The organism is Nostoc sp. DedQUE04, from assembly GCF_034530995.1.
Classification (GTDB): Bacteria; Cyanobacteriota; Cyanobacteriia; order Cyanobacteriales; family Nostocaceae; genus Nostoc.
On the sequence record NZ_JAVRCA010000042.1, the window covers coordinates 44,577 to 71,020 of the forward strand.

At 41.5% G+C, this 26,444-nt stretch carries 26 protein-coding genes; 18 read left to right on the forward strand and 8 right to left on the reverse strand.

Features of this window, described 5'->3' with window-relative positions:
• Positions 1-310 precede the first annotated feature (310 nt).
• Both RM049_RS24850 and RM049_RS24855 read right to left on the reverse strand, forming a co-directional pair.
• A protein-coding gene (locus RM049_RS24850) for an ISAzo13 family transposase (protein ID WP_322706073.1) occupies positions 311-1,542 on the reverse strand; the annotation gives its coding sequence in 2 pieces (ribosomal slippage) (positions 311-1,062 and positions 1,062-1,542; 1,233 coding nt in all).
• 147 nt (positions 1,543-1,689) lie between these two features.
• Entirely contained in the window at positions 1,690-2,043 is a 354-nt protein-coding gene (locus RM049_RS24855; RefSeq protein ID WP_322706053.1) for a transposase, read from the reverse strand.
• Positions 2,044-2,360: 317 nt separating this feature from the next.
• Here RM049_RS24855 and RM049_RS24860 point away from each other — a divergent pair, with 317 nt between their 5' ends.
• The 4 genes from RM049_RS24860 (at position 2,361) to RM049_RS24875 (ending at position 6,497) form a co-directional block, all read left to right on the forward strand.
• Positions 2,361-2,621: a hypothetical protein gene (locus RM049_RS24860; protein WP_322706054.1), complete on the forward strand. Its 261-nt coding sequence runs from the start codon at positions 2,361-2,363 to the stop codon at positions 2,619-2,621.
• Positions 2,599-2,880, forward strand: coding sequence for a PIN domain-containing protein (locus tag RM049_RS24865; protein ID WP_322706055.1), 282 nt, complete (start codon positions 2,599-2,601; stop codon positions 2,878-2,880). Before RM049_RS24860 ends, RM049_RS24865 begins: the two co-directional genes overlap by 23 nt.
• 147 nt (positions 2,881-3,027) lie before the next feature.
• Positions 3,028-3,627 (forward strand): Uma2 family endonuclease, encoded by a 600-nt coding sequence (locus RM049_RS24870; RefSeq protein WP_322706056.1) that lies wholly within the window; start codon positions 3,028-3,030, stop codon positions 3,625-3,627.
• A 95-nt stretch (positions 3,628-3,722) separates the two neighbouring features.
• Positions 3,723-6,497 (forward strand): type I restriction endonuclease subunit R, encoded by a 2,775-nt coding sequence (locus RM049_RS24875; RefSeq protein WP_322706057.1) that lies wholly within the window; start codon positions 3,723-3,725, stop codon positions 6,495-6,497.
• Positions 6,498-6,622: 125 nt separating this feature from the next.
• Here the strand turns inward: RM049_RS24875 and RM049_RS24880 are convergent, their stop codons facing one another.
• Entirely contained in the window at positions 6,623-8,635 is a 2,013-nt protein-coding gene (locus tag RM049_RS24880) for a P-loop NTPase fold protein (RefSeq protein ID WP_322706058.1), read from the reverse strand.
• A 293-nt stretch (positions 8,636-8,928) separates the two neighbouring features.
• On the opposite strand from RM049_RS24880, the gene RM049_RS24885 reads away from it, so the two are divergent.
• From RM049_RS24885 to RM049_RS24920, 8 genes are all read left to right on the forward strand, one after another.
• Positions 8,929-10,878, forward strand: coding sequence for a TnsA endonuclease N-terminal domain-containing protein (locus RM049_RS24885; protein WP_322706074.1), 1,950 nt, complete (start codon positions 8,929-8,931; stop codon positions 10,876-10,878).
• On the forward strand, positions 10,862-11,056 hold the full coding sequence (locus RM049_RS24890) for a hypothetical protein (RefSeq protein WP_322706059.1): 195 nt from the start codon (positions 10,862-10,864) through the stop codon (positions 11,054-11,056). Before RM049_RS24885 ends, RM049_RS24890 begins: the two co-directional genes overlap by 17 nt.
• Before the next feature lie 2 nt (positions 11,057-11,058).
• Complete coding sequence (locus tag RM049_RS24895; RefSeq protein WP_322706060.1) at positions 11,059-11,574, forward strand: AAA family ATPase; 516 nt, start codon at positions 11,059-11,061, stop codon at positions 11,572-11,574.
• Positions 11,531-12,538, forward strand: a complete 1,008-nt coding sequence (locus tag RM049_RS24900) for a hypothetical protein (protein WP_322706061.1) — start codon at positions 11,531-11,533, stop codon at positions 12,536-12,538. Before RM049_RS24895 ends, RM049_RS24900 begins: the two co-directional genes overlap by 44 nt.
• Positions 12,539-13,472: 934 nt before the next feature.
• Positions 13,473-13,685: an NAD(P)H-quinone oxidoreductase subunit L gene (ndhL, locus tag RM049_RS24905; protein ID WP_094347179.1), complete on the forward strand. Its 213-nt coding sequence runs from the start codon at positions 13,473-13,475 to the stop codon at positions 13,683-13,685.
• Between the two features lie 24 nt (positions 13,686-13,709).
• A complete protein-coding gene (locus RM049_RS24910) occupies positions 13,710-14,021 on the forward strand; it encodes a DUF3007 family protein (RefSeq protein WP_094347180.1) in 312 nt (103 codons plus the stop codon).
• A 121-nt stretch (positions 14,022-14,142) separates the two neighbouring features.
• Positions 14,143-14,988, forward strand: a complete 846-nt coding sequence (gene trpA / locus RM049_RS24915) for a tryptophan synthase subunit alpha (protein ID WP_322706062.1) — start codon at positions 14,143-14,145, stop codon at positions 14,986-14,988.
• 218 nt (positions 14,989-15,206) lie between these two features.
• Positions 15,207-15,872, forward strand: a complete 666-nt coding sequence (locus tag RM049_RS24920; protein ID WP_322673373.1) for a heterocyst differentiation related protein — start codon at positions 15,207-15,209, stop codon at positions 15,870-15,872.
• A 153-nt stretch (positions 15,873-16,025) separates the two neighbouring features.
• Here the strand turns inward: RM049_RS24920 and RM049_RS24925 are convergent, their stop codons facing one another.
• Positions 16,026-17,954: a serine/threonine protein kinase gene (locus tag RM049_RS24925; protein WP_322706063.1), complete on the reverse strand. Its 1,929-nt coding sequence runs from the start codon at positions 17,952-17,954 to the stop codon at positions 16,026-16,028.
• Between the two features lie 163 nt (positions 17,955-18,117).
• Here RM049_RS24925 and RM049_RS24930 point away from each other — a divergent pair, with 163 nt between their 5' ends.
• From RM049_RS24930 to RM049_RS24950, 5 genes are all read left to right on the forward strand, one after another.
• Positions 18,118-18,606, forward strand: a complete 489-nt coding sequence (locus RM049_RS24930) for a hypothetical protein (RefSeq protein WP_322706064.1) — start codon at positions 18,118-18,120, stop codon at positions 18,604-18,606.
• 287 nt (positions 18,607-18,893) lie between these two features.
• The gene (locus RM049_RS24935) at positions 18,894-19,181 is read left to right on the forward strand and encodes a hypothetical protein (protein ID WP_322706065.1); all 288 of its coding nucleotides are present in this window, start codon (positions 18,894-18,896) and stop codon (positions 19,179-19,181) included.
• Positions 19,182-19,237: 56 nt separating this feature from the next.
• Positions 19,238-19,525 carry a type II toxin-antitoxin system Phd/YefM family antitoxin gene (locus RM049_RS24940; RefSeq protein WP_118170467.1) on the forward strand — a complete coding sequence of 96 codons (288 nt, stop codon included), beginning with the start codon at positions 19,238-19,240 and terminating at the stop codon, positions 19,523-19,525.
• Positions 19,526-19,534: 9 nt separating this feature from the next.
• The gene (locus tag RM049_RS24945) at positions 19,535-19,864 is read left to right on the forward strand and encodes a Txe/YoeB family addiction module toxin (protein ID WP_322706066.1); all 330 of its coding nucleotides are present in this window, start codon (positions 19,535-19,537) and stop codon (positions 19,862-19,864) included.
• A gap of 341 nt (positions 19,865-20,205) precedes the next feature.
• Positions 20,206-21,201: a folate-binding protein gene (locus RM049_RS24950; RefSeq protein WP_322706067.1), complete on the forward strand. Its 996-nt coding sequence runs from the start codon at positions 20,206-20,208 to the stop codon at positions 21,199-21,201.
• A gap of 5 nt (positions 21,202-21,206) precedes the next feature.
• Here the strand turns inward: RM049_RS24950 and RM049_RS24955 are convergent, their stop codons facing one another.
• The 4 genes from RM049_RS24955 to RM049_RS24970 form a co-directional block, all read right to left on the reverse strand.
• Positions 21,207-22,139, reverse strand: coding sequence for a DUF5331 domain-containing protein (locus RM049_RS24955; RefSeq protein WP_322706068.1), 933 nt, complete (start codon positions 22,137-22,139; stop codon positions 21,207-21,209).
• A 49-nt stretch (positions 22,140-22,188) separates the two neighbouring features.
• Entirely contained in the window at positions 22,189-22,521 is a 333-nt protein-coding gene (locus RM049_RS24960; protein WP_322706075.1) for a (2Fe-2S) ferredoxin domain-containing protein, read from the reverse strand.
• A 152-nt stretch (positions 22,522-22,673) separates the two neighbouring features.
• Positions 22,674-23,648: a cysteine synthase A gene (locus RM049_RS24965; protein WP_322706069.1), complete on the reverse strand. Its 975-nt coding sequence runs from the start codon at positions 23,646-23,648 to the stop codon at positions 22,674-22,676.
• 145 nt (positions 23,649-23,793) lie between these two features.
• Positions 23,794-24,711 (reverse strand): hypothetical protein, encoded by a 918-nt coding sequence (locus RM049_RS24970; RefSeq protein ID WP_322706070.1) that lies wholly within the window; start codon positions 24,709-24,711, stop codon positions 23,794-23,796.
• A 385-nt stretch (positions 24,712-25,096) separates the two neighbouring features.
• Between RM049_RS24970 and mnmA the strand changes: the two genes are divergently transcribed.
• On the forward strand, positions 25,097-26,152 hold the full coding sequence (gene mnmA, locus RM049_RS24975) for a tRNA 2-thiouridine(34) synthase MnmA (RefSeq protein WP_322706071.1): 1,056 nt from the start codon (positions 25,097-25,099) through the stop codon (positions 26,150-26,152).
• Positions 26,153-26,444 lie beyond the last annotated feature (292 nt).

The following is a 26,444-nucleotide window of genomic DNA, read 5'->3' on the forward strand; positions in this document are numbered from 1 at the left end:
TTATTTGTCGTCGTGACAAATTAATGTCATCGATTAAATCCTTACTCAGTATAGGTTATAGCGGTTTAGAAGAATATGGGTTGTAAACAATTGGGACTTCCAAAGAATAAATTATTCCAAGAAAAACAAGAGACAGGTTTTCTCAAGAATGATAACCATTTTTAGGGGGGGGAAGAAAAGGGGTTGCCGAGGGCAACCCCTTTTCTTCCCCTCATCTATGCATGAATAATCTATACACTTGTCGTCTGCTTTGAAGTTAAACAGTGTAAATAAGGGATGTTTTCTAGCTAAATAAATGCTGTTATTAAAATCAAATAACTTTTGTTTTACTACAACAAATATCAATAAACCAATTACCTAAATTTGGGAAAACTTCATGAGTAGAATCGGTTAGCCGCTCAATCTGCTTTTCAATTTGAGCCATAGCTTTTTTTGTAAGCTTTACCCCATTATCATAAGTTTTGTGTACTAGCTTAACTACTGGATGAAAACCTTTCCATTTCATAGTACTAGCAAACTTTAAAGCCGTCTCCACTTCATCTAAAATGCTGCCATTCCAATGATTCTCTAGTATTGCCCATGTCCTTTCTATTGGATTATATTTACTATGATAGGGCGGATAGTAAGCTAAACGTATATTTACTTGATGTTTTTGGGCAAATTCTACTATACGTTTCATAAATTGGGTACGCCGTGAACTGTTCTGTGGCCCATTATCTTGATTGAGAAGTAGGGTTTGAATATCGGAAAAACGATGCTTTTGTTCTAACCAAAAATCTTCTAAAATATCAACAATAAAATCGCTTGTAACTTTCGACTCTGTAAAGTACAAAAATAGCTCATCAAGCTCTGGAAGAAAGATACCATAAGGAGTTACAGTTGTTTTTGGATTATAATCATGGTCATCAGCTTTCGCTCCATCCCGGCTTTTACCCCCTCGATCAAATGAGCCAATCTTAACGCGAGCTTTTCCGTCCATACTTAGACGTAAAACACTCTTATCTTCCGAAGCATCAATATTAACTATGTCTAGTTGCTCAAAGATTGCATCAGTTTGTGGGATTTTTTTTGAGGCTGAACTTTCTTTACCCTTCTGAGCTTGTAACCTAAATTATTCAATTTGACTCGAATTGTTTCTGATGTATGTAAATTTTCATCGCTATAACCATATTTTTCGATTAATTGCTTTCTGACTTCGGCAGCACTGAGTCTGGTATATAGTCTTTGACTTTTAAAACTAGGGTCAATTTGACTTTGTAAATCTACTATATTTTTTATATCTTCTAAAAGATTTGGCAAATGTTCTTCTGCTTTATAACGTCCTTTCGCACTCATATTATCAAAGCAAGTAATACCGCTTTCTAATTCTCTTATTCCTTTTCTAATAGTATCTCGATTCCATCCTAATTTTGATTGTGCAAGCCTTTGCCCTCCTAAACCTAAGCCCTGAACTGTCTGTGCCATAAATTTACGCTTTGCTGCACCTTTTAATTGACATGCAGTTTCAATTAACAACTTTTTGAGAGAATCAGTTAATACTATAGCCACCAGTTACCACACCCAAAAACTCTGTCATTATTCAAATTACTACAAAAGGGGGATGAAGGGGCTGCCGACGGCAGCCCCTTCATCCCCCTTTAAAATGATTATCATTATTGCTGATGGAATAGTTTATTTTCTGGAAGTCCCTTAATGTCTTTTTTTTCGAGTCAATTGATGTCTTTGCAGGGCACGGCACATACAACTCGTACTTACCCATTGATTGTAAGTTTGTCCCCAATACTCGCAGTATTCACTCAAGGCCGCATCTGGATATTCTTCTACCATTTGGGCAAGTTGGGTTTTGTATTTATCCAACTCACTTTTGATACTCCCACCCTGTTTTCCTGGCTCCACATGACCTTTGATTTTCTTTTGTTTGAGCAATTTTTGTACAAAGGCTTTGCTCACATCGAATCGAGAGGCTACAAGTCTTATAGATGTATTTCCTTGCTCATATGCTTTGACTATTTTTTGCCGAAAATCAATGGAGTAAGGTTTCATTTTTAACTTTGATGCACTGGTTTTACTGTACTACACTTACCTGCAATCTGCTGTAATTACAGAGTGTATTATCAGCGACATGAATTTGTCACCGCTAAACTAGCGAGATCTAATTTGTCGCGATGACAGATAATCTGACTCAACGACATTAATCTGTCACCAATGACAAATAATTAGTCACTGTACACCCGCCAAATCGACCAAACCGAAAAATTCAAAAAAGGCTTAGTCCAAAAACTGTTTATTTGAAAAAAGGGAACAAAGAATAAAATAAAGATATTACCTATTAACTAATAGAAAATATGGAGATTTAAGCAATGCTGAACTTGCAAATTACCAAAGAACAAGTATTTAGTTTACTTGAACAATTATCTTGGACAGAACAACAGGAGATTTTGCAATATCTGAGTCAAAAACTCCATAGTCAACCAGTTGATAGTCAATCTAATCCTGATCATGCTTCAGAGCATCCCATTAACCAACTCTCAGGAAAAATTACAGCTTTTCGAGGAGTTAATGCTTTAGCTTGGCAAAAGCAAATTCGGAGTGAGTGGGATGAAACTGGATTATCTCATTGATACTAATATTTTCATCTCATTGTTCAATCAAGAATTAACCCAACCCATACCCAATGGTAACATAGGTTATTCTGTCATCACAAGTATTGAGATTTTATCTTTTAAGGGTTTATCTTCGCAGGAAGATAATTTAATTCGCTCAACTCTAAAAACTCTTATCGAAGTATCTCTAGATACGACTATTGCTGAAAAAACAATTCAATTAAGGCGAAAATATAGCTTAAAGATGCCTGATGCTGTTATTCTTGCGAGTGCCTGAGAGTGTGCAGCAGTGTTGATTACCAATGATAAACAATTGTCTAAAATCAGCGAAGTACAGGTTCTTTCTTTGCCAACGAAAAGTTAGCTAGGGGATAGCGAATAAAATCAAAGTATTACCAATTACCAATCACCCATTACCAAAAAAATGATCGCAGCCAAAGACAAAGCCCCCCACCTCACCCCGGACGAGTATTTTGCCTGGGAAGAACAGCAACTAGAAAAACACGAGTATATCAACGGCGAAGTTTACGCTATGACTGGCGGTAGCGTTAATCATAGCCGTATTGCAATTCGATTTACGACTATGTTTGATACCCATTTAGACGCTAGTAGTTGCATAACAGGTAACTCAGACCTGAGAGTTAATATTGTCGGCACTAATAACTATACCTACCCAGATGCCAGCGTTACCTGCGACGATCGCGATAAAACCACAACCCAATATATTACTTACCCCTGCCTCATTGTCGAAGTCCTCTCCACCAGCACCGAAGCTTACGACAGAGGCGGCAAATTCCGAATGTACCGCCAAAACCCAGCCTTAATCGATTACCTACTAGTCAGTTCCACCAGCATCGAAATCGACCTGTATCACAAAAACGACGCAGGCGACTGGTTGATTATCAACTACAAAGCAGGCGATACAATCGAACTCAAAAGCATTAACCTCAATTTCCCTATTGAACAAGTCTATCGCGGTTTAACCCTCACCCCAGAAACCCCAACAGACATCATTAGGGAATAGTTAGTAGGTAATACTTTTATCCCATTCCCCACTCCCCTATGCCCTAAACCGAAGCTGAACTTGAACAAAAACTGATTGAACGTCTAACAACAGGATTGCGCTACGAACCTGTCACCCTTCGCAATGCCGAAGACCTCAAAGCCAACCTTAAAACCCAACTGGAAAAACATAACCACATCAAACTCAGCGACACAGAGTTTAAAAGCATCCTCAACCACCTCGACAAAGGTAACGTCTTTGACCGAGCTAAACGCCTGCGCGACAAAATGGAACTCAGCCGCGACGATGGCACCACCTTTTACCTAGAATTCCTCAACACCGAACACTGGTGTCAAAATCAATATCAAGTCACCAACCAGATTACCCAGCAAGGCAATTACAAAAATCGCTACGACATAACCTTGCTAATTAACGGCTTGCCCCTCGTCCAAATTGAACTCAAACGCCGAGGGCTAGAACTCAAAGAGGCATTTAACCAAATCAACCGGTACCAACGCCATTCCTACGGCGCAGACAATGGACTGTTTCAATATATCCAAATTTTCGTCATCTCCAACGGTGTCAATACCCGCTACTACGCGAACAACCGCAAACAAGAATTTAAACAAACGTTCTACTGGGCAGACCAAGAAAACAACCTCATAACCCAACTAGAAGACTTCACCGACAGCTTTCTGGAGAAATGCCACATCTCCAAAATGATCTGTAAATACATTGTCCTGCACGAATCCGACAAAGTGCTGATGGTGCTGCGCCCCTATCAATATTACGCAGTAGAAGCCATCATTGAGCGAGTCAAGGATACCGATAAAAATGGCTATATCTGGCACACCACCGGATCAGGCAAAACCCTCACCAGCTTCAAAGCTGCCCAAATTCTCACCCAAATACCCAAAGTGCATAAAGTGCTGTTCGTCGTCGATCGCGCTGACCTTGACTACCAAACCAGTAAAGAATTTAATTATTTCAGTCCTAATTGCGTAGACACCACTGACAACACTAAACAACTGGTAGAACAAATGGCTGGGGATAACCCCCTCATTGTCACCACAATTCAGAAACTCAACCGTGCGATCAAATCCCAACGCCATGAAACCGCAATGGAGAAGCTCAAAGATAAGCGCATTGTGTTTATCTTTGACGAATGCCACCGTTCCCAATTTGGTGAAACCCACAAAAATATCGTCAAATTCTTTACCAAAGCCCAAATGTTCGGCTTTACCGGGACTCCCATCTTTGCCGATAACGCTGCTAGCAACGAACACGGTAAACGCACTACCAAAGACCTATTCCAGGAATGTCTGCATAAATATGTGATCACTAATGCGATCGCCGATGAAAACGTTCTTAAATTTTCCGTCGAGTATTGGGGCAAAATCAAACGCAAAGACGGCACGCTGATCACAGAGCCAAAATTAGACCGAGAATTCTTTGAAAATCCCGACCGAATTTCTCTAATTGTCGATTGGATTATTGCAAACCATAACCGTAAAACTCACGGTAGAAAATTCTCGGCCATGCTCTGCGCCAGCAGCGTAGACACCCTAATTACCTATTACGACACGTTCAAAAACAAACAAAAACAGGGATTACATGATCTACGAGTGATCACAATTTTTACTCCTGGCTATAACGAAGAAGACCAAGACGCAAACGGCTTAATTGGAGAACCCGATTTTAATATCAGCACAGATCCGAGCAGCCGTAGCCATAGCCGCGACAAACTGAATCAATTTATCGCGGACTATAACCAAATGTACCAAACCCAACATTCCGCCAAAGATAGTCAGGCTTTCTATGCCTACTATAAAGATATCGCCAAGCGGATGAAAGACCGCGATCGAGAAAACTTTCAGGATCAGGAACGTGCCGATATTCTGTTAGTCGTCAATATGTTTCTCACAGGTTTTGATGTCAAAAAACTCAATACACTTTACGTTGACAAAAATCTGAAATACCACGGGTTAATTCAAGCATACTCCCGTACTAATCGCATCTTGGGCGAACTTAAATCTCAGGGGAATATTGTTTGCTTTCGCAATCTTAAGGACAATACCGATCAAGCCGTTGCCCTTTTTTCCGATCCCAATGCCAACGAACAAATTTTCATTGAACCCTACGAATACTACATTGAGGAATTTAATAAAGGTTTGCAAGAACTGAGAGCGATCGCCACTATCCCTAACGATGTCAATAAGCTTATTAGTGAAGACGACCAAGTTAAGTTTGTTAAAGCCTTTCGTAATCTGATCCGTTTACAGAATGTAAGTAAATCATTCACTGAATTTAGTTTTTCTGACTTGAATCTGGATGAACAAACCTTTGAAGATTATAAAAGCAAATATCTGGACATCTATGATAGAACGCGATCCAAACCCGATGACGAGAAAGAATCTTTGGTTGAAGAAGTCGATTTTGAACTGGAACTGATCCAGCGAGACATCAAGGATGATGCTACCCAGAAAGATTACCAAAATCAGAAAGCGTCTATCCTTGAGCTAATCGGGAAAGAAGTTCAACTACGCAGCAAGCGGGATCTGCTTGAGAAATTTATCGAAGAGCGGCTACCCACCCTCGAACCCGAAGAAAAAGTCGAAACCGTCTTTCAAGACTTCTGGACTCAAGAACGTGTTGAAGCGATTCAGCAACTCTGCCTAGAGGAAAATCTCAAAGTCGAAGCTGTTAATCAAATGATTGCCGACTATAAATTTTCTGGGAAAGAGCCATTAAGGGAAACTGTGTTGAGTGCTTGCAACGAGAAACCGAAATTATTAGAGCGTAAAAAAATCTTTGCGCGAGTCGTATCAAAATTACTCGACATCATCAACAAATTTGATGACGATCTTGGTGAGCTTGGGGAGGAAGAATAAAACAGTTTTCAAAGCAGGCGATCGTCCCCCAGTGCGTAGCAACAAATAAAGCGATCTTCCTCCTGTTCTCAATCCTAAGTAAAGCGATCGCCAATCGCCCCTCACAAACCACCTGCTTTTGACAATTAGTTGTCTATCGCTATGTCGTTTTGCGATTGCTGTAATCGATGTGCTGTTGCTTCAAGCTTTTGAATCGCTTCATTCAGATCAAGCTCGATTAGTACTTGTATACAGTGTCCACTCGGCTTGCCCTTTCTCCGAGCCGCCTCATCCAGTAATGAATCCCGAACAGATTTAAGCCAATCTAATTCCTCAAATAATTTTTCATTGTTGCCATCGAACTTATATCGTTCTTTTATTGCATGACTAATAGTCATCTGATGTGCAAATTTGAGTCGTAGTAACCCTTCTACAAATTCAGTTATTTTTATGTCTTTCAATATAGGTATTTCAGCATATCTCAGTCCTGGCACGCCCCAGCCATGCGAATTATTTAAGGAAATTATCTCGCGGAATTTCCATTGATCGCTTTGCATGATAGCAAGTAGCTCTCTCCTAAGATTAGGCAAAATCTCAATCCTTGCTGACTCTTGAGCTTTTTCAACGTATGTACAAAAATCTTGAAATTCTTGAACTTTTTCGCCTTGAAACGCAAGCCCCATGTATCCCCCAAACATACTTTCATACGTAGAAACTGAATAAGATGCCAGTTTTGATTGATTATTATTTTTCAGCCAATCAATAAAGAGCTTTGAATTAGTCAAAATTTCTTCTTTAGTTTTTGAATATAACCCGATGTCAGAAAAATAGAGTAGAAGCCCTGTTACATGCTTTAGGATTCCGAGATCGGAAAATTCCGTGTCTCTGTTTAAGTATTGTGTTTCAACTTCATTGAGCAAAATAATAAATTCGTCATCACTAAGATGATGAAAATGCCATAATTTCATCCATTTGGGTGTATTTTCATCTTGAAAATATATACTGCTAGCAAGTGATTGATTGAGTTCTTGTAAATCTAAGATGCCTTTATCAAAAAAAGTATGCCACCATCTTGTGCTAGGAAATGGATCGTACAACCTTAACGAAGGATATTTACTAATTACTTCCTGAAGTGTTTTTCCTTCGCTATCATTCTGCCCTGTATCTGAATTAGTGAACCTAGGTCTAATCTCCATTCTCATATTTGCAGATTCTTGTAGCAAACTGCCGATATCTTTAGGCAGCATTTTACCACTTCTAATTTCAATTGAAAAAGGCACAAGGAACCTTAAAATTTCTTGAAGGAGTTCCGGCTTATTTTTCGCTTTTTCTGGTAGTACATGAAAAATCTTTTCAAAATTGAAAACAACTTGCTTCAAAGTTCTTAGATTTTTGCATTGTGCTTGCTGGTATAAGTCTTGGATTAATTCAGTATTGTCAGACAATAGATTGCTAGCATCTTGATTTTTTACCCCTTGTAGAAAGTTTTCGAGTGCCTTGTCAAATTCTAGGGAAATTGCAAGAGGTTGACCAATTAGTTTTTCTTTGAACACTTTGAAATCGTCTTTATTTAGCCTTTCCTCGTCGGCAACAATAATTACTTTTAATTCCTTGTGTTCTACAAAACTGTTGATATATCCCAGTATGTTGACGAGATTTATGCTACATCGCTCTAAATCATCAAATATCAAAATACTTTGTTCAAGATTTGTAAAAAGCTCAGTAAGCTTTATACTTGGAGTTGTAAGATTTAATGTTGCATCATTATTTAAATCTAGTTTTAAACTATTCTTTAAAACTTGTGTAATAAGATTTCTTCCTATCGCCACTGGCTTGGATGCTAGAAAAGGAATTTGTTGTTGCAAGAAAGCTTCTTCTATTTCAGAAAATGAAGTCACTCCATTAAGGCTGACATACAAGCATTTCCGCTTTTTCTCCCTTAAGCTTTCGCAGTACCTTTTGATGAACCATGTCTTACCAGATCCCCACTCTCCTTTAAGTAAAACCGCAAATCCAGGCGGATCAGGTAAATTACAGTAATAATCTAAATACTCTGTGACATGGCTGTTATCTGACGGGTTATGCTGTGTGATGTTGCTTACAAAATTACTAAAGTTAATGCTTTCTCGTCGTTCATCTTGGCAGCGATCGCCTGACAATAAAAAACACGCTCTTAAAATACGTGCTTTTTTCTAGTATCAGTCGGATGATTCTATCCCATATTTTCAGTAACGGAAAGCAATCGCACTCCCTGAAGCTAAACACAAAGAAATTTCCCTAGCAGCAAAATACTCCTGAAACGTTAGGTGAAAAAGGGAATAATACCGATGTAACCGGAATTGATATCAATCTTTATTTATACCAAACTTCTATAATTTTAATTCCAGACTAAAATTACCGAACAATATCTTGCCCAATTCCTTTTGAGTCTCATCGGGTTGAACTGCCAATTATTTATCAGTTAGAACATGATGGAGATGTTCTAGAATTCTACGATCAACCACCGCAAATTAAACTTGACTATCAAGCAAGTAACGGATGTAGATTAGGCGTTTTACACACCCCAGATTTCTTTGTCATCCGAACCAATTCGGCTGGTTGGGAAGAATGTAAAACTGAGCAGGATTTGAAAAAACTAGCAGAGAAAAACCCCAATCGTTACTTTTACTCTCAAGAAGATAATCAATGGCATTGTCCGCCAGGAGAAGACTATGCTAACCAGTTTGGGCTTTATTACCGCATTCGCTCAGATCGTGAAATCAATTGGGTTCTGCAACGTAATCTGCAATTTTTAGAAGATTATTATCGCTCAGAATCTCTAGTAGTGGAAGAAGCGATCGCTCAATCATTACTTGCAGTTGTGTCATCTCAACCAGGAATCACTTTAGCAGAATTACTCAATCGGTCAACAGGAGCTAAATCTGACGATATCTACACCTTAATTATTCAAGAGCAAATCTATATTGATTTAAATGCTACACCACTAGCTGAACCAGAAAGATGTCTAATCTTCCGTGACGAACAAACTGCTAGTGCTTATAGATTAATGGTTGAGCAACCAAGTGTAAGTCTTCCGGCTATCTCTCCTGTAGTCAATATTGTTACTGGAGCAACTGTTAGTTGGGACGGCAAAGGTTTAAATATCATCCATGTTGGAGAAACAGAGGTTATACTTGGCGCAGAAAATAGTCAGTTAATTGAACTCAAAAAAGCTATATTTGAGAATCTGGTTCGCCAAGGAAAAATCACAAGTCTCCAAACACCAGAAAAAACAGCTATTAGCACAGAATCTTGGCAGCGATTTTATCAAGCTAGTCCTGAAGACCAAGCAGAAGCTCTTGAACGCTACAAAACTATCGAACCTTACTTAAACGGACATCCTCCAGAAAACGAAACAATACCAGCCCGTACCATCCGTCACTGGAAAGCTAAATATTTAACTGCACTTCAAAAATACGGTTGCGGCTACATTGGGCTTTTGTCCCATCGCAGTGTCAAAGGTAATCGTCAGCGCAAGCTGCCCGAAGACACCTTAGCAATTATGGAGAAGTTTATTTTAGAAGACTATGAAACTCTTAAACAGAAAAGAATGTGGGAGGTTCACGCGGCTTTAGTTCGAGCTTGCGAAGAATCTGGTGTAATTGCTCCCAGCTATAAAGCATTTACCAAAGAAGTACAACGCCGGACTGGTTACGAACAGACTAAAAAACGCCAAGGTCGTCGTGCCGCTTATCAGCATGAATCCTTCTATTGGGAGCTTGCTATAACAACCCCAAGACACGGCGATCGCGCTTTTGAAATTGGGCATATAGATCATACTGAGTTAGATGTAGAGCTAGTTTGCTCTGATACAGGTCGCAATCTTGGCAGACCTTGGGCAACATTTCTCGTAGATGCTTATTCACGGCGATTGCTGGCAGTTTACCTAACGTTTGACTCACCCTCATATCGTTCTTGCTTAATGGTGCTAAGAATTTGTGTCAAGCGTCACGGCAGGCTTCCCCAAATTGTAGTGGTAGATAACGGTGCAGAGTTTCACAGCGTTTACTTTGAAACACTACTAGCTACTTTTGAATGTACAAAAAAGCAAAGACCCCCAGCCAAAGCTCGTTTTGGTTCGGTTTGCGAACGTCTATTTGGAACTTCCAATACTCAATTTGTCCATAACTTACTTGGTAATACACAAATAACTCGTAATGTCCGCCAAGTCACCAAGTCAGTTAACCCTAAAAATCAAGCCGTATGGACACTTGGTTTACTTTATGAATACCTTTGTGCTTGGGCTTACGAAGTTTACGATAATAGACGAACATCCGGCACTTTTCCAGAGTCCGAGGGATGCGTTTGCTGCGGGCATGGCAATTGGTGGCAGTCGGGTTCACCGCATGATTTCTTACGATGAAAACTTCCAGATTCTTACCCTACCTACAACCTCAGAGGGAAAAGCAAAAGTTCAAGTTGGACGTGGTGTAAAAATTAACTCAATCTACTACTGGTCTAATAGTTTCCGCGATCCCCAAATTGAAAATATCGATGAAGCGATCGTCCCAGAAACACTTGTAGTGTATGAGCAGTTTTAATTATGACAAGACTTAATGGATTTCCTCTTGAACTCCTCACACGATCTGCGACAGAAAGGCTTGCTTACTTTGAAAATTACACCGTAGCGCATCCTCGACTTAAAGAAGTTTATGAAATTCTCATGCGAACAATTGCTGAACCCGCAGGAGCATCATTTATCTTTGTTTATGGCCCTAGCGGTATCGGTAAAACAACTTTGCGACTGCGCGTTGAGCAAAAATTAACAGAACTAGCATTACCTAAACTGGAAAGCGATCGCGCTCATGTTCCTGTTGTTGGTATTGAAGCTATAGCCCCAGAATCGAGATACTTCAACTGGAAAGAATACTACACACGCGCCTTAATTACCTTGGAAGAACCATTAATCGATCACAAGTTTGATTACGGTGTGCGTGGTATCTCTCGCGATAATTTTGGCAAAATTAATGTTGAGTCGAAAGTCGTTGCGCCTGCTCTACGCAGAGCCTTAGAAAATGCTCTCATCCACCGTCATCCAGAGGTGTCCCTACTGTTATGAGGAGTGGTGTTCCTCGAAAGACAAAGTAATTTACGAACCTTTAATTTGGTTTTTTGAGGCAGTTACACTTTGTCATTGGCACAATCAGTCTTTATACCAACAATGTCCTCATTGCAAACGAGAGCTTCCTCCTCTGGCTTCTTATTCCAGACCAGGTTATTGCCCTTATTGCTTAAAATGGCTTGGCGTTACTGCTAATTACCCGTCTTCTGATAAAACCCCACCGAGCAAGGAAGAGATTATTTGGCAAACATGGGTTATCAAGACTGTTGGAGAATTACTTGCTAATACCCCTCACCTACCAAAACCTTTGAAAAGGGAAATAGTTGCTCAAGCGTTCTGTAGGTACGTAAACCAATTTACTGAAGGAAACACAGCTGCTTTTGCGCGTATGCTTGAAATTCCTAAAAACAAGGTTTGGATGTGGCAGATGGGAAAAGTCTTGCCAGAACTGAATGTGATTTTGAAAATCTGTTTTACTCTTCAGGTATCTGTGCTAGATTTTTTGACTCAAGAGACTCTTAAGGAGACTTCTAGTAAATTTCCTGCTACGCCTCAAAACCAAGTGAGAGATAGCAGTACAAAAAAGCTTGAAGTAAAGTTTGATAGCGATCGCACTCAAAAATTACTTGAAAATGTGCTTCAAACGAATGAACAACCACTACCTATGACAGCAGTAGCGAAACGCCTTGGGTATCCTAAGCGAGTTCTCTACAGGCATTTTCCAGAGCTATGCCGAGCGATTTCAGCCGAGTACGTTAAGTATATGAAAGAATCTCGCCTCAAACGAATCGACCAGTGTTGCGAGGAGGTAAAACTAGCTGTTAGGCAAGTTTACACTGAAGGTATTTATCCTAGTGAAGCAGCTATTTCAAAGCTATTGGCTAAACCAGGATGTTTTCGCGATAAAAAAGTTCGCGCTGCTTTAAGGGCAGCGCGAAGAGAAATCTGTTTGGAACCATAACCTTGCCACCCTTTATTGGAAGCATAAGCTTGCCGTTACGGCAAAGTTATGGGTAAAGTCACAATTGAAGCCTTTAGGTATTTTAAATTTTTAGTGGGGGTGGAGGGACTTGAACCCACACGACCTTTTACGGTCAACGGATTTTCATTCTCCCGCAGTTTTCACTGCACCTGATGACAGTAGCCTGCTCAGATTTTGAGAATTGGACTCTCCCTTTACCCTCGACTTAACGTTAGGGTAGCTCCCGTCGGGTCTCTGCACCTTCCGAACAGTTCATGAGTTAGGAGTTAGCAGTTATGAGTTTAAATTTACTCACCACTTAACACGGGCTAAACGCCTCGCTACCGCTAACATGACTCAGGACTTTTTTCGGCTTGGCTCAGGATTGCCATGTCTGTCACCAGATTTAGGTTTCCCTGAGTTTGAGAGCTTCCACTTGAAGGATTTCTCTTTCAAGGCTCAATTATTTAAGTCCGTAGCGTCTACCATTCCGCCACACCCCCAAAGGTGTTTGGCAACTAGTGTAACTAGTTATTTTTTAGAGGTAGCAAATACCTCCTTATCTATTCCACCATCAATTGTGTCTTTTGTCCAACTAGATTGAAAATATTTTTTCCAGATTGGGCGATCGCTTCAGAGAGTTGAAAGTCTTCTTAGTTTTCTCGTAATCATCTGGATGAGTTTTCGATTTTGTCTGACTAGAGCATTTTTTGTTAGTGGATTCACATAATAGCATGATATTAGCTTTTGTCATGAAATCCGTTGAATCGTCCTCAGTAAAAGTACTCCAGCCCGCCAAAGCTGCGCTTTCGCCTCTTCGTTAGCGGTTTCGAGGAATTCTGGCGCAGTTATGTTGAAAGCATTATGACTATACTTCTCTCTTGTCTGTCTCTTCAGCCTATGATGGAAAACAGATGCTTAAGACTTGAAAGTTATGATTGTCGCCCTGCTATATCTGATTTTGGCTGGAGCTTACCTTCTGGTAATCCCCATTGCTGTTTTGCTGTACCTGAAGCAGCGTTGGTATGTAGCTAGCTCTATTGAGCGTGTCTTTATGTACTTTTTGGTGTTTTTCTTCTTTCCGGGTCTGTTGGTTCTATCGCCGTTTGCAAATTTTCGACCCCAACGGCGACAAGTTCAAGTTTAACGAGATTGGTAGGTCATAACTCTCATGCGACGGATTGACGCGATTGGAATTGGCTTGGGTGTTTTTATTGCCGGCGGTTTGGCATACTTAGGATTGCAGCTAGTCGGTTTGGATAATCAAAAAGCTGGTATATGGAGCCAAGTCTTGCTAGTCAGTGCCTTAGTTGGCTGGTTAGCCACCTATTTTTTCCGTGCGGTGGGACAAAAAATGACCTACCACCAACAGCGGGAACAGTATGAGCAAGACTTTCTGCAAAAGCGGCTAGACGAGCTTACTCCCGAAGAACTAGCACGAATTCAAGCCGAAATAGAACAAGAAGAGCAATCTCAGGTGTAAAGTTATCATTGGTCAGTTGTTATTTGTCCTTTGTCATTAGTCATTTGTCCTTTACTAATGACCAATGACCAATGACCAATGACCAATGACCACTGACCACTGACTATTGACACTTGACTAAATGACTGCGATTTCTGATTGCTTTAAAACTCTTGGGCACAATCGTGAGTGCGCTCTGATTCCGTTTATCACTGCTGGCGATCCAGATTTAGAAACAACAGCAAAAGCCTTGCAGGTTTTAGATCGTAGTGGAGCCGACATTATAGAAGTGGGTATACCCTACTCCGATCCTCTGGCTGATGGGCCAGTCATTCAAGCTGCTGCTACCCGTGCTTTGCAAAGGGGTACGAAGTTAGAGCAGGTGCTAGAAATGCTGCAAGGGATTACTCCCAAATTGCGATCGCCGATTATTCTGTTAATCTATTACAACTCAATTTTGCACCGGGGAATTGAAAAATTTCTTGGGCAAATTGCTGCTGCTGGAGTCGCAGGATTGGTAATACCTGACTTGCCTTTAGAAGAAGCAGCAGGATTGCTCCAAGCAGCTAGTGAGATGGGAATTGACGTAATCTTGTTGGTAGCTCCCACTAGTTCTGCCCAACGGATCGAAGCGATCGCTCGTTCTTCTCAAGGATTTATTTATTTAGTCAGTGTGACTGGGGTTACAGGGGTGCGATCGCAACTGGAAAACCGCGTGTCCGATTTACTCAAACAAATTCGTAGTGTTACTGATAAACCGATCGCAGTCGGCTTTGGCATATCTGAAGCCGAACAAGCCCGACAGGTAAGGGAATGGGGCGCAGATGGTGCGATCGTGGGTAGCGCTGTTGTCAAACGGTTAGCCCAAGGAACACCAGAGCAAGGACTTTCGGCGATCGCCCAATTTTGCCAAAGTCTCAAGGCAGCCATCCAGACCACCAGCACCAGCACAAATACTTCTCTTGATGAGACCCAGAAAGTAGATTAAAAAAGTATAACAGTATAGTTTTTCTCTCCTTATTTGGTAGACAATTTGACCATTATGGTCTTGAATATTAACATCAGATATGATGATGTAAAAAAACTAGCTGATAGAGTCGCTTATAGTTTGAGTATTATGTGAAATTAACTAGGCATAATTTATGAGTGTGAGAGTGAGTCGGTCACAAATGATTATAGTTACGTCGCAATCGAGGAGCAAAGGCGATGAGTGAGAGTATGGCGTTTATCGGTGGGGTTGCTGTAGCTGGGCTGGCGGCTCTGGTATTGCTCAAAGGAACAAATACCCCTCTACAGCCTAACTTTGCTGTTGCTCCGCAAATGCCAGGGACTGTAGTAGCGCCGGGAATGCAGCCACAAATGTATCCTTATGGGCCTTATGGGCAACCAATGTATCCCGGTCAAGTTCAGCCACCGACTACTCCCAATACTGACCAGCGTCTGGAGATGGAGAAACTGAACACGCAGATGCAGTTGGAGCGTTTAAAAAACGACAATGAACAGCTGAAGGTGCAAAATCAACAACTCCAAGGTCAAGTTCAAAATTTCAATACTCAGCAGCAGTGGCAACAAGCCCAGCAGTATAACCAACAAAAAGTAACAGCATTCCAGCCTCAAAGTTCTTGGTGGTCTTCACCTGTGCTTTGGGCTGTGGGAGGTGCAACTCTGACTATTGGTGGTGGTGTTGTCGTCGCTGGTGTATTGGCTTTGTTCTCGCCACGGCAGCGTCCAGCCCGTACTGTACAAGTGATTCACCCTTACCCAGGAAATACACCGCCCTTGGTTCCAGTCCGTCGTGCTGAGTTTCTGCCTGCTTCGCGGATGGAAGCAAGACGAGTTGAAGCCCAAGAATACGACGAGATGCACGGATAGGGAAAATAAAACCACAGATAAATATCGTTTCCAGATATAATCTGGAAACGATATTTATTGGGCTGCTGCTGCGAATTCGGGCGATGGCAGCCCGAATTTAGTTGTTCCCAGTTTCTGGCTGGGAACGATATAAACTGTGTTTACTGATAACTTTTAAAAGCTGCTTTTAGGAGTTTGTGTGCTATTGGGACTCTCTGTGGTTTCAGGTTGCTTAGTATCGGGAAGTTTCTGTTGGGTATTTTTCTGATTACCTTGATTTTCTAGCTGAGTTAGTGCTTGTTTTGCCAGATTTTCGGCTGCTTGTTTAAATAATGGTTCTATTCTATTTCGCCAGTATTTAGTATTAGGTAACTTTTCTGGATGGTTTCTATAATCTAAAACTTTATCCCATTTACCATCATCTATTGCTTTATTAATTTCATTAGATACTGCCTCTGCCTTTGCCCAATCTGACTGCCACTGGGCAATCATTTTGCTCGTCTCTTGGATACCAGAAGCAGCATTTGCCGGAACCGATCTTAAAAGTGCGATCGCTCCAATTATATCCCCGGAATCATACTTCTTTTTTGCTTGTTCTACAATATTGGCACTGTTATCATTAGGCTGCGCTCGTTGTGATTTTTCAGCATCGTCAGTTGACTTCTTCGGCTTTTCTGGTATTGGAGTTACCACATCCTGAGATTTTGGTTTTGGCTGGAGAATAGTTCGAGTCGCAATCAAGCTACTATCATCTACAATCCTAGTTGCAATGCCCTTTTCGCGTAGGCAAGAACCCCATTCCTGATTATTAGTTATCACGGTCGGGTGTGCCCAAGCCAAACGACCAGATTTAAGCTTAACTTCTATCCAACCTGCTTTTGTTCGCTTGCCAGTCACCTCGAAATTGGTGTTATTAGCAACAGTTTGCACAATATTATTAGAATTTATCGAACTAGGTTCAGAACGGATATTAGAATTTCCGACAACAACAGCCGAGCATTTGTTTGCTAAAGCCGTATCCTTACCTGTAAGATTTAAAGCAAAATTTTTCACATTTGGATATACATTTGCTACCAAGGCAGCTGCACCACCCGCTAGTAATATGCCAATTAATATCGGCCAGGGGTCGGATTTACTAGAGTCTTTACGCTCAGGTTTGGCAGGGATAGGATTTGCTGGTGCAACTGCAATAGTTTGCAGCCGAGATACTTGAGGCTGAGATTTGGCTGCTTGGCAACTAAAATTGTTGGCGGCTTCTTGAGGTGTGGAAAGTGCGGGTACTGGATTAATCGCGTCTTTACACGCTCGCAGTGCTTCCGTAGCATTTTGATAGCGGTCTTTGAAGTGATAACGCACCATCTTGGACAATACTGCCGCCAGTTGATGGTTTACAGTTACTGAATGCTGCCAGATAACTTCCCCTGTTTCCGGGTCTTCTTGCAATTCTGTTGGCTGTAATCCTGTTAATGCTTGAATGGCGATGATGCCAAGGGAATAGATATCGCTGTTAGGACGGGGTTTACCTTGCCCTTGTTCTGTAGGCATATAGCCAGGAGTACCGATAACCACTGTCGCAGATGCTTGTCCGCCCACTGTTACCAGTTGTGTACGCAGTTGTTTCACTGCTCCAAAATCAACTAAAACTAACTTATTATCTGAGGCACGGCGAATGATATTATCCGGTTTGATGTCGCGGTGAATCACGCCTTGGCGATGGACAAATTCCAGAATTTCTAGAACTTCTTGCAACAGTTGAATTACTTGGCTTTCACTCCAGCGCTTACCAGGTATAAGTTCCTCAGCTAGGGTATGTCCTTCAATATATTCTTGTACTAGATAGAATTCTTGGTTTTCGTCAAAGTACGCCAGCAACCTGGGTATTTGGTCATGGTTGCCCAGTTTTTCTAAAGTTTCGGCTTCACTGCTGAACAAGCGTTTAGCAGTATCAAAAACTCTGGGGTCAGTTCCGGGTTTGAGATGCTTGACAACGCAGATAGGATTGCCTGGTCGCCTAGTATCTTGGGCAATGTATGTTTGACCAAATCCTCCCATCGCGAGGACTCTAATTACTTGGTAACGATGGTCTAGTAGCTTGCCGATCATATTCTCTCCCCAGAGTTATTACCTAATTTTCCAGCTGGTAATAAATATCTCCAAATTTTCTTCATTGAAATCCGCTATCTTGAGAAAAGATTTAGATTAAAAACGCAGCTTTTTAATAAACGCAGACTGTTTATTTTTCTTTTAGTGCCCCTGTGTATTACCAATGCCACCTAAAATAACAAATCCAGTTGCATGGCAGCAGGCTGAAATCCTCATGCAACCTGCTTTCATTCGCGTTATCGACAATATCCGCAAGCAGCTCGATCAATCTTCTTGGACAGGAACTTACCATGATGTCCTGATTTGGCCGCCTAGCACCACTGATGAAATCAAAGCATTGGTGACTGAACTGTTACAAGCAATCGAAACTGCAACACCCCAAGAAGCAGATGAAATCAGAGGAACTCTGGCTCGTCTGCCGATGCCCCATCCAGGATATCATCTACGTTTGCAGCGTCAACAGCAAGAAGCGAGTATCGATTTGTGGGAACTGTGTTATGAAGTGTGTTTTATTGAATACAGCCAAGAGTTGGAAGTTGCTGATATTGATACTAGTTTAATCGATCAATTCGGTGAAGTCGATTGGCTGCGTTTGGATGCTAAGTCAAAGAAGTTAGTTGAGCAGGCGTTTGCTAAATTGCCAGAAGGTTAAAGCCCTGAGAATAGAATACACGAACAAAGCCCACACAAGTGGGCTTATAAGATAAGGCGATGCCTATATCATTGAAGAAGAATTTTTCTTCGATAGGATAGCAGGAAGATTCTTAATATTACTCGGTAAAGAGGATTTATTTTTGGATTCACTTAATCCTAAATACTGGAATCCCTTATAAATTGAAAGAAAAACAGTAGGTTTATTGCTCGTAGTTTATTTAGAACGCAGTAGGCGAACACGTATTATTTCTGCCCGTCCAGCTACCAACATAGAAAGAAAGTTATATGAACAAGGATGATGAAGAACTCGAACTATACTTAAAGCCCCGTAGTACAGAAACAGTATCAATAAAAATACCAACAGATGCGTTAGAATCGCTCAAAAAAGTTGCAGCTAATCGAGATATGACACTTGAAGCGTTACTCAAGTTTTACATTGGGCAGAATTTGCGGCAAGATTTAGCTAAATTCTTTTCTGAGCGGCTACTGGAATCAACCGCTAAAGTTCTAGCAAAGCAAGCACATCGAATCCAAAGAGGAAATTTTAAGCATCATTCAAGAAATTCAAGCTGAAGCAACTCTTTAGTTACCTGCCAGCAAAGAGTAACAGATAAATTAAGGAACAAAAAATGTCTAATAAAACAAACTACACCGAAGCTTGCAATAATTTTGAAAAAATTTACGAAGAAGCAATTAGCACTCGTGAACCTGTAGTTGTTAATCGTGAAGGTGCAGAAAGTGTATCCGTTATACCTACTGCGGAACTTAACAGCATTATAGAGACAGCATATTTGTTCCAGTCACCTGAGAATGCAGCACGTCTTTTAGATGCTTTACAACGTGTTAAGGCTAAGACTAATGTGCCTCAAACTATAGACGAGTTGCGTAAAGAGTTCTCGCTTTACGAAGAAGAGTAAATAAATTTAATGTCGGATAATTTAGAACCAGATGCACTTCCCCAATCTGAAGTTTCTCAAGAGGATAATTTAGAACGCAACCTCGTTTTTGACCGGAAGTTTCTGGAAGACCTTACCTACTGGGTAGAAACAAATAGAAAAACTGCACTCCGCGTCTTATCTTTAGTTGAAGAGATTAGGCGGAATCCCTTTGAAGGTACAGGCAATCCTGAAAGATTGAGATACTATGATGCAAATGTATGGTCGCGCCGAATCACTCAAACTGACCGGATTGTTTACGTAGTAAGTGATGACCGAATCGAGTTTATTCAGGCACGATACCATTATAGCGATCGCTAATTTCATCATTAAATAATCTAATCTTAAAAAAGAGCGATCGCGATGAATCGCCGTTATCACTCTCATAACGACAGAACTTAATGTCGTAACGACAGGTTTAATGTTCTTAACAAAATAATAATTTTACTAACGACAGCTTTAACGTTCTTCACAAAATCACGATTTTCATCAACAAAAGAATGATTTTGCTAACGACAGCTTTAATGTTTTTCACAAAATCGCGATGTTGATAAGATTTTGATTAACGTTAGAAGAAAACCGGAGATAGATTGAAGCCGCAAACGCTTATTTGCTAAGATTTCCAGTGCAACAACATTCAAACAGGGCAATTTCCGATCGCTATGCCAACATCTACACTTGACGATAAAGACGCAGCAGCTATCCAAGCCGCCAAAGTTGGGGTTGCAATATGCGATCGCACCGCTTGGGGACGGATTAAAGTAGCTGGCGACGATCGCCTCAATTTCTTACACAACCAAAGTACTAATAATTTCCAAATACTCAAGCCAGGACAAGGTTGTGATACGGTTTTTGTCACTTCCACAGCTAGAACAATTGATTTAGTAACCGCCTACGTTAGAGAAGATGCGGTAATCTTGCTGGTTTCACCTAACCGTCGCCAGTTTTTGATGGAATGGCTGGATAAATATATTTTCTATGCCGACAAGGTGGAATTATCTGATATTACACAATACACCAATACCTTCAGCCTCATTGGCCCAGGAAGCGACGCTGTTTTAGAAAAGTTGGGTATTGGCGAACTTATTGGACAACCTTACGGTAGTCACCAAGTATACACGATCGCTCCGGCTGAAGGAGTGCGGATTGCTGTAGGTAGCGGGTTAGCTGCGCCCGGATACACCTTAACTTTCCCTTATACTGACAAAGAAACAGTGTGGAACAAACTGTTAGAAGCAGGAGCAGTAGAAATGAGCGATCGCGCTTGGGATACTTTGCGAATTTTACAAGGCCGCCCCGCCCCAGATGCGGAACTCACAGATGATTACAATCCTCTAGAAGTGGGTTTGTGGCAAACAATTTCTTTTACTAAAGGTTGCTATATTGGGCAAGAAACTATTGCTCGGTTAAATACATATAAAGGTGTAAAACAACACCTTTTAGGTATCCGCCTCAATGCCCCTGTGGAAGTTGGAAGTGCGATCGCGGTTGCAGATGAAAAGGTTGGCAAACTTACTAGTTACACCCAAACCGCTGATGGTTACTTTGGACTAGGTTACATTCGCACCAAAGCTGGTGGTGTAGGTTTAAAAGTCAAAGTGGGAGAAACTGAGGGTGAAGTCATAGAAATCCCGTTTGTTTCTCACGAATATCCGTAAGTAATTCAAATCAAGATATCTTTCTCTTTCTCCCCAGCACCGTAACAAAATTCATCTACCCAAGAAGCTATACTACGGGCATTTGTAGTTGGGAAATTCACCTTGCTCTTAACCTCTTGTGGTTGAATATTCGGTTGTTTGCCGTTACTTTTAACCTCAGTAGTAATTGCTAGCGATCGCCCTGATTTACCATTACTAGAAATCCCAGTGGTAATTGCCAACGATGCACCCACAGGGATTCGGACAGGTGGCGCGTTGCTTTTAACCTCAGTAGCTAACGCCACAGATGGCATAGTTTTGGCTTTGCTGTTAACCTCACTAGTCATTGTCGCCGATGCTCCTGAAGGTAACTGACCAGAGTGCCAGCGTACTGGTTGATATTTCCTTAGTAAACCGGAGGATGGCGTTTTTGCCGGAGTATCTGGAGCAATTTTAGTTGCATTTGCTACTATCAACTCAAGTTTGCGTGTGCGAACTACTTCAGTGGTAGCTGTAATTGATGGCACAAGTTCATCGGCGCGTGACAAGTTGGAATCTAGAGTCTTAGCAAGAGAATGAAGCGCAATCTTGCTGGCAGTTACAGCAGATGATAGATGTTTATCCTCAGAATACTTCTCATCTGGCGGCTCGCTTTCAACTTGGCTTATAGCCATAGAATGCTCTGATTTGATTAAACGTAACTCTTGATCGGGATTGAAGTTAAGACCTAAAGCAGCGACTATTTTATCTGGATCGTTATTCAGATCCACCATAAAAGAAAGTATTTCATCAAACTGGGGTTCTAAAACAGACAGTGTTGCCAAAATAAAACCGGATAAAGGGCGGCGCAGACCATCGTAAGTGGCCCAAATTCGCATTTTGACCAGCCAGGAAATATTTTGCTTGTAGTAAATAAGCCACTTTTGTTTTAAGGATTGACGCAGCTGCTGGATATTCATTGGATGCCTCACTTCAGTCAAAAAGATTGCAGAGCTTAATATTAAAAATTTAGCTTTCTTTCTGGGGATGAAACCGATAATAGAGCATCTGTTCGACTCTTTGACCACCTAGCAAATGATTTTCTATCAGTAGAGATACTTCATCAGGTTGAACGCCGCTATACCAGACCATATCAGGTAATATCAGCACCATTGGGCCATTGCCACATTGTCCTAAACAGCTGCTAGCCGTTACAGTTACACCAGGGATTGGTAAAGCTGTAAAAGCTGCTAAAACCTTGGCCGCACCTTGCTTTTTACAAGTACGATTTTGACAAACCCGCACACATTTAGGAGAAGAGGGTTGGTCTATTGTGGGGAAGTTTGATGGTTGAGTTGTCATTTGTCCTTTGTCATTTGTCATTTGTCATTTGTCCTTTGTCAAAAGTTGGAAGCTAATGACCAATAAACTCTTGGAGAGGCTGCGCCAACGATTAGGCTCAGTACAAGTGACTAATGCCTAATAACTAATGACTAATGACTAATGACTAATAACTAATTTATTGAAAGTCCTTTTGAGGCTAGCCATTCCGGGTTGAATATCCGCGACTGATACCGGGAACCACTATCACACAAGATGGTGACAATGGTATGTCCTGGCCCCAATTGCTTCGCTAAGGCAACAGCTGCCGCAACATTAATACCTGTTGAGCCGCCCATTAGCAACCCATCTTTCCTCAGCAGTTGGTAAACTACTCGCAAAGCTTCTTGGTCATCGATTTGAATGGCATCATCAGCAGGTGCGCCTTCCATATTGGCTGTGACACGACCGTTACCGATGCCTTCAGTGATAGAATTTCCTTCTATCTTGATTTCGCCAGTTTTGACATAGCTATAAAGTCCACTACCTAGCGGATCGGCTACAACACATTTAATTGCTGGATTTTGTTCTTTTAAGTACAATGCTACACCAGCATAAGTACCACCAGTACCGGTTGCAGTTGTCCATGCATCTATTTTACCATCTGTCTGCGTCCAAATTTCTGGCCCTGTGGTTTCGTAGTGGGCGAGGCGGTTGGCTAAATTATCAAACTGATTTGCCCAAATGGCATTTTCCAACTCAGCAGCTACTCTGCCCGATAGCTTGACGTAGTTGTTCGGGTCTTTGTAAGGTACGGCAGGGACGGGACGAACTTCTGCTCCTAATGCTGTCAGCGCGTCTATCTTTTCTTGTGACTGGGTATCGGGAATAATAATTAGGCATTTGTAGCCTTTGGCGTTGCAAATATGTGCTAATCCAATGCCAGTATTACCAGCGGTTCCTTCTACAACCGTGCCACCAGGTTTGAGCAGACCTTTCTTTTCTGCATCTTCAATGATGTAAAGTGCGGCGCGGTCTTTGACGGAACCCCCAGGATTGAGAAATTCTGCTTTCGCAAGGATTTCACACCCTGTTTCTTCGCTAAAACTGTTTAAGCGAATTAAAGGGGTGTTGCCAACAGCGCCAACGAAGCCATTCTTTATATCCATTTTGACTGTACTTGTATGAGTCTTTATAAAAATTTTGGCTGATAGCTGTAGTATGATTTACAACTGATTTGCCTAAAATTCTATGATACTTACATTGGAGCGCTTGCCGTTGGTGTACTTCCCTCACTCCTAACTCCCGACTTATTCATTTTCCGTAGTAAACTCTGGCATTACCGTATCCGATATTTCGGATATATTTGTTCCATTCCTCAGCTTGAAATCGATTTTGGAAAGGCCCGACTGCTACGTGCGGGCCTCGTGGTTGCGTCCTTTCGATGACTCCACCAGATCGTCCTAAATCTTGCGTAAATTGGCTTAAATTCTGCCTAAGTTGTGCTGCGATCGCAGGTAATTGTTCGGAAGTGGTGGGAATGGCGACATAATATCTAGAGACTCGCCTATTAGCATTTATATTATTGCGATCGTCTCTATAGTTATAGTTGCCATTGTCTGCATTTATTTCCTGTCCGTTACCAAAGCTGATAATTCGGGCGTTAGATATGCCTCGTGACTGTAGCTCATTCACCCGTTGTTGGGCGTTGGTTACTCTGCTAAAAACTCCTGACTGAATTACAGTCCGGCCTTGGAACTGGCGAATGTAAGCACTGGGTTCAATCTGACGTATGGCTTGTAGTGTCTGGAAATCACTACCATCAACATAAACTAAATAGCGCTCAAAGTTCTGGTTATATTGACTAAACTGTGAAGGTTGAGAGGGCTGAAAATTCTGCTCAAATTGATTGTTCGGTAATGGTTGAGAAGGCTGAAAGTTTTGCTCAAATTGATTGTTTTGTACTGGTTGGGAAGGCTGAAAATTCTGCTCAAATTGATTGTTTTGTACTGGTTGAGAAGGCTGAAAGTTAACTTCTGGTTGGTTGAAGTCCTGTGCTTGAATTGGTTGTAACTGCGGTGATGGCTGTTGACCAAAGGGAATTGGTGGTGGCGGTAAAATCTCACCTTCTTGAGCCAGTAGCACGTTGCGGTTGGAGATTTGTGCTTGTGCTAGGGTAGAGTCGGGAATCAGTACTAACCATCCTCCCACTAACAAAAAGAGGACTGCCATAGTGGGCTTCCAACCCTCAGAGCTTCGACGCAACATCTGAAATGAGATAAATTTACTTGATATTCCTCTCGACATAATAGTTAGAAAGTAATCAAAATATTTTTAAGTAATTTTCATCAAGAACTAATTAGTTCACCGTTGTAGCAACTATATAGCGTTAACGTAAAGTTACCTCATCTGCGTGGCAAAAAATACATCTGTAATTAATCTTAGATGAAAGCTGTTTACGGACGCGATCGCTTCCGTTATGGATGGAAGAAACAAATCAAATTCTCTTCCCTCCTGCCTCCTACCTCCTGCCTTTAAAACTGAAGCGCTTTAGTAGCAAGGCTTTGAAGAGTATATGCTACAATTGGACAACCACGCATATCGTGTCGTGCTTTGTATGAAAAAAGTCGTCGTTGGTCTTTCTGGTGGCGTTGACAGTTCCACCGCCGCAGCTATCCTGCACCATCAGGGCTATGAAGTGATTGGTTTGACTCTTTGGCTAATGAAAGGCAAAGGTCAATGTTGCTCTGAAGGTATGATCGACGCGGCTGATATCTGTGAACAATTGGGCGTTCCCCATCAGGTTGTGGATATTCGAGATGTCTTTCAGACGCATATTGTCGATTACCTGGTAACTGGTTACAGTGCAGGAATCACGCCTTTGCCTTGCTCCCAGTGCAATAAAACGGTGAAGTTTGGGCCAATGGTGCAGTATGCTCGTGAAGAATTGGGGTGCGATCGCATTGCCACTGGTCATTATGCCCGAATTAGCCATGACGAAGCAACTGGACGTTACCAGTTATTAAGGGCTGTTGACCGCAATAAAGATCAGTCATACTTCCTCTATGATTTGTCTCAAGATTTACTAGGAGCAACGGTATTTCCTCTAGGGGAACTAGAAAAAACTGACACGCGCCGGATTGCAACTGAATACGGATTGAAAACTGCTGATAAACCAGAAAGTCAAGACTTATGCTTAGTGGAAAGTAACGGTTCCATGCGGGCATTTTTGGATAAATATTTAGCTCCCAAAACAGGCGATATTGTCGATGTTACAGGCAAAGTTTTGGGACAGCATAATGGTGTGCATCATTACACCATTGGCCAGCGCAAAGGCTTGGGAATTGCTGCTGCCGAACCCCTGTATGTGATTGAATTAGATGCGGAAAATAATAAAGTAGTAGTAGGCGATCGCACCAAGGTAACTCAGCCAGAATGCACTGTAAATCGAGTAAACTGGGTTTCCATTGCCGAACCATCTACCCCAATTCATGCCGAAGTGCAAATTCGCTATCGTTCAACGGCTACACCAGTGACAGTAATTCCGTTGGAAAACTCCCGTGTGCGTTTGGTGTTTGATGAACCCCAAATCAGCATCACCCCCGGACAAGCGGCGGTGTGGTACGACGGTGAGAAAGTGTTAGGTGGCGGAATTATTGAACAGTTTAGTTAAGAATCACCCCTTTGTAGAGACGTTGATTTATCGCGTCTCTTCCCTTAACTAAACCGTCTTGGATGATACACTCTTTTCATCAACAAAACCATAATTTTCGTAATCATCGCCTTTTAAGGCTACGGCGTACACACAGTGTATTAAAGCGATCGCTTTCCTATTAACGATCCCAATCTACCCCCACGCTTGTCATCACGCCCAAATAATTCAGTAGAATTTTTGCATGGGTTGTTAGAACTGACTTTTCCCGTTAAGTCTGTTTTGCAAGCTGCCAACCTTCACAGAGGTCGTG

Coding starts and splice junctions, on each gene's coding strand:
- RM049_RS24855 (WP_322706053.1), bottom strand. CDS start 2,043: ATGAAACCTTACTCCATTGATTTTCGGCAAAAAATAGTCAAAGCATAT.
- RM049_RS24860 (WP_322706054.1), top strand. CDS start 2,361: ATGCTGAACTTGCAAATTACCAAAGAACAAGTATTTAGTTTACTTGAA.
- RM049_RS24865 (WP_322706055.1), top strand. CDS start 2,599: ATGAAACTGGATTATCTCATTGATACTAATATTTTCATCTCATTGTTC.
- RM049_RS24870 (WP_322706056.1), top strand. CDS start 3,028: ATGATCGCAGCCAAAGACAAAGCCCCCCACCTCACCCCGGACGAGTAT.
- RM049_RS24890 (WP_322706059.1), top strand. CDS start 10,862: ATGATTTCTTACGATGAAAACTTCCAGATTCTTACCCTACCTACAACC.
- RM049_RS24895 (WP_322706060.1), top strand. CDS start 11,059: ATGACAAGACTTAATGGATTTCCTCTTGAACTCCTCACACGATCTGCG.
- RM049_RS24900 (WP_322706061.1), top strand. CDS start 11,531: ATGCTCTCATCCACCGTCATCCAGAGGTGTCCCTACTGTTATGAGGAG.
- ndhL (WP_094347179.1), top strand. CDS start 13,473: ATGATTGTCGCCCTGCTATATCTGATTTTGGCTGGAGCTTACCTTCTG.
- RM049_RS24910 (WP_094347180.1), top strand. CDS start 13,710: ATGCGACGGATTGACGCGATTGGAATTGGCTTGGGTGTTTTTATTGCC.
- trpA (WP_322706062.1), top strand. CDS start 14,143: ATGACTGCGATTTCTGATTGCTTTAAAACTCTTGGGCACAATCGTGAG.
- RM049_RS24920 (WP_322673373.1), top strand. CDS start 15,207: ATGAGTGAGAGTATGGCGTTTATCGGTGGGGTTGCTGTAGCTGGGCTG.
- RM049_RS24925 (WP_322706063.1), bottom strand. CDS start 17,954: ATGATCGGCAAGCTACTAGACCATCGTTACCAAGTAATTAGAGTCCTC.
- RM049_RS24930 (WP_322706064.1), top strand. CDS start 18,118: ATGCCACCTAAAATAACAAATCCAGTTGCATGGCAGCAGGCTGAAATC.
- RM049_RS24935 (WP_322706065.1), top strand. CDS start 18,894: ATGAACAAGGATGATGAAGAACTCGAACTATACTTAAAGCCCCGTAGT.
- RM049_RS24940 (WP_118170467.1), top strand. CDS start 19,238: ATGTCTAATAAAACAAACTACACCGAAGCTTGCAATAATTTTGAAAAA.
- RM049_RS24945 (WP_322706066.1), top strand. CDS start 19,535: ATGTCGGATAATTTAGAACCAGATGCACTTCCCCAATCTGAAGTTTCT.
- RM049_RS24950 (WP_322706067.1), top strand. CDS start 20,206: ATGCCAACATCTACACTTGACGATAAAGACGCAGCAGCTATCCAAGCC.
- RM049_RS24955 (WP_322706068.1), bottom strand. CDS start 22,139: ATGAATATCCAGCAGCTGCGTCAATCCTTAAAACAAAAGTGGCTTATT.
- RM049_RS24960 (WP_322706075.1), bottom strand. CDS start 22,521: ATGACAACTCAACCATCAAACTTCCCCACAATAGACCAACCCTCTTCT.
- RM049_RS24965 (WP_322706069.1), bottom strand. CDS start 23,648: ATGGATATAAAGAATGGCTTCGTTGGCGCTGTTGGCAACACCCCTTTA.
- RM049_RS24970 (WP_322706070.1), bottom strand. CDS start 24,711: ATGGCAGTCCTCTTTTTGTTAGTGGGAGGATGGTTAGTACTGATTCCC.
- mnmA (WP_322706071.1), top strand. CDS start 25,097: ATGAAAAAAGTCGTCGTTGGTCTTTCTGGTGGCGTTGACAGTTCCACC.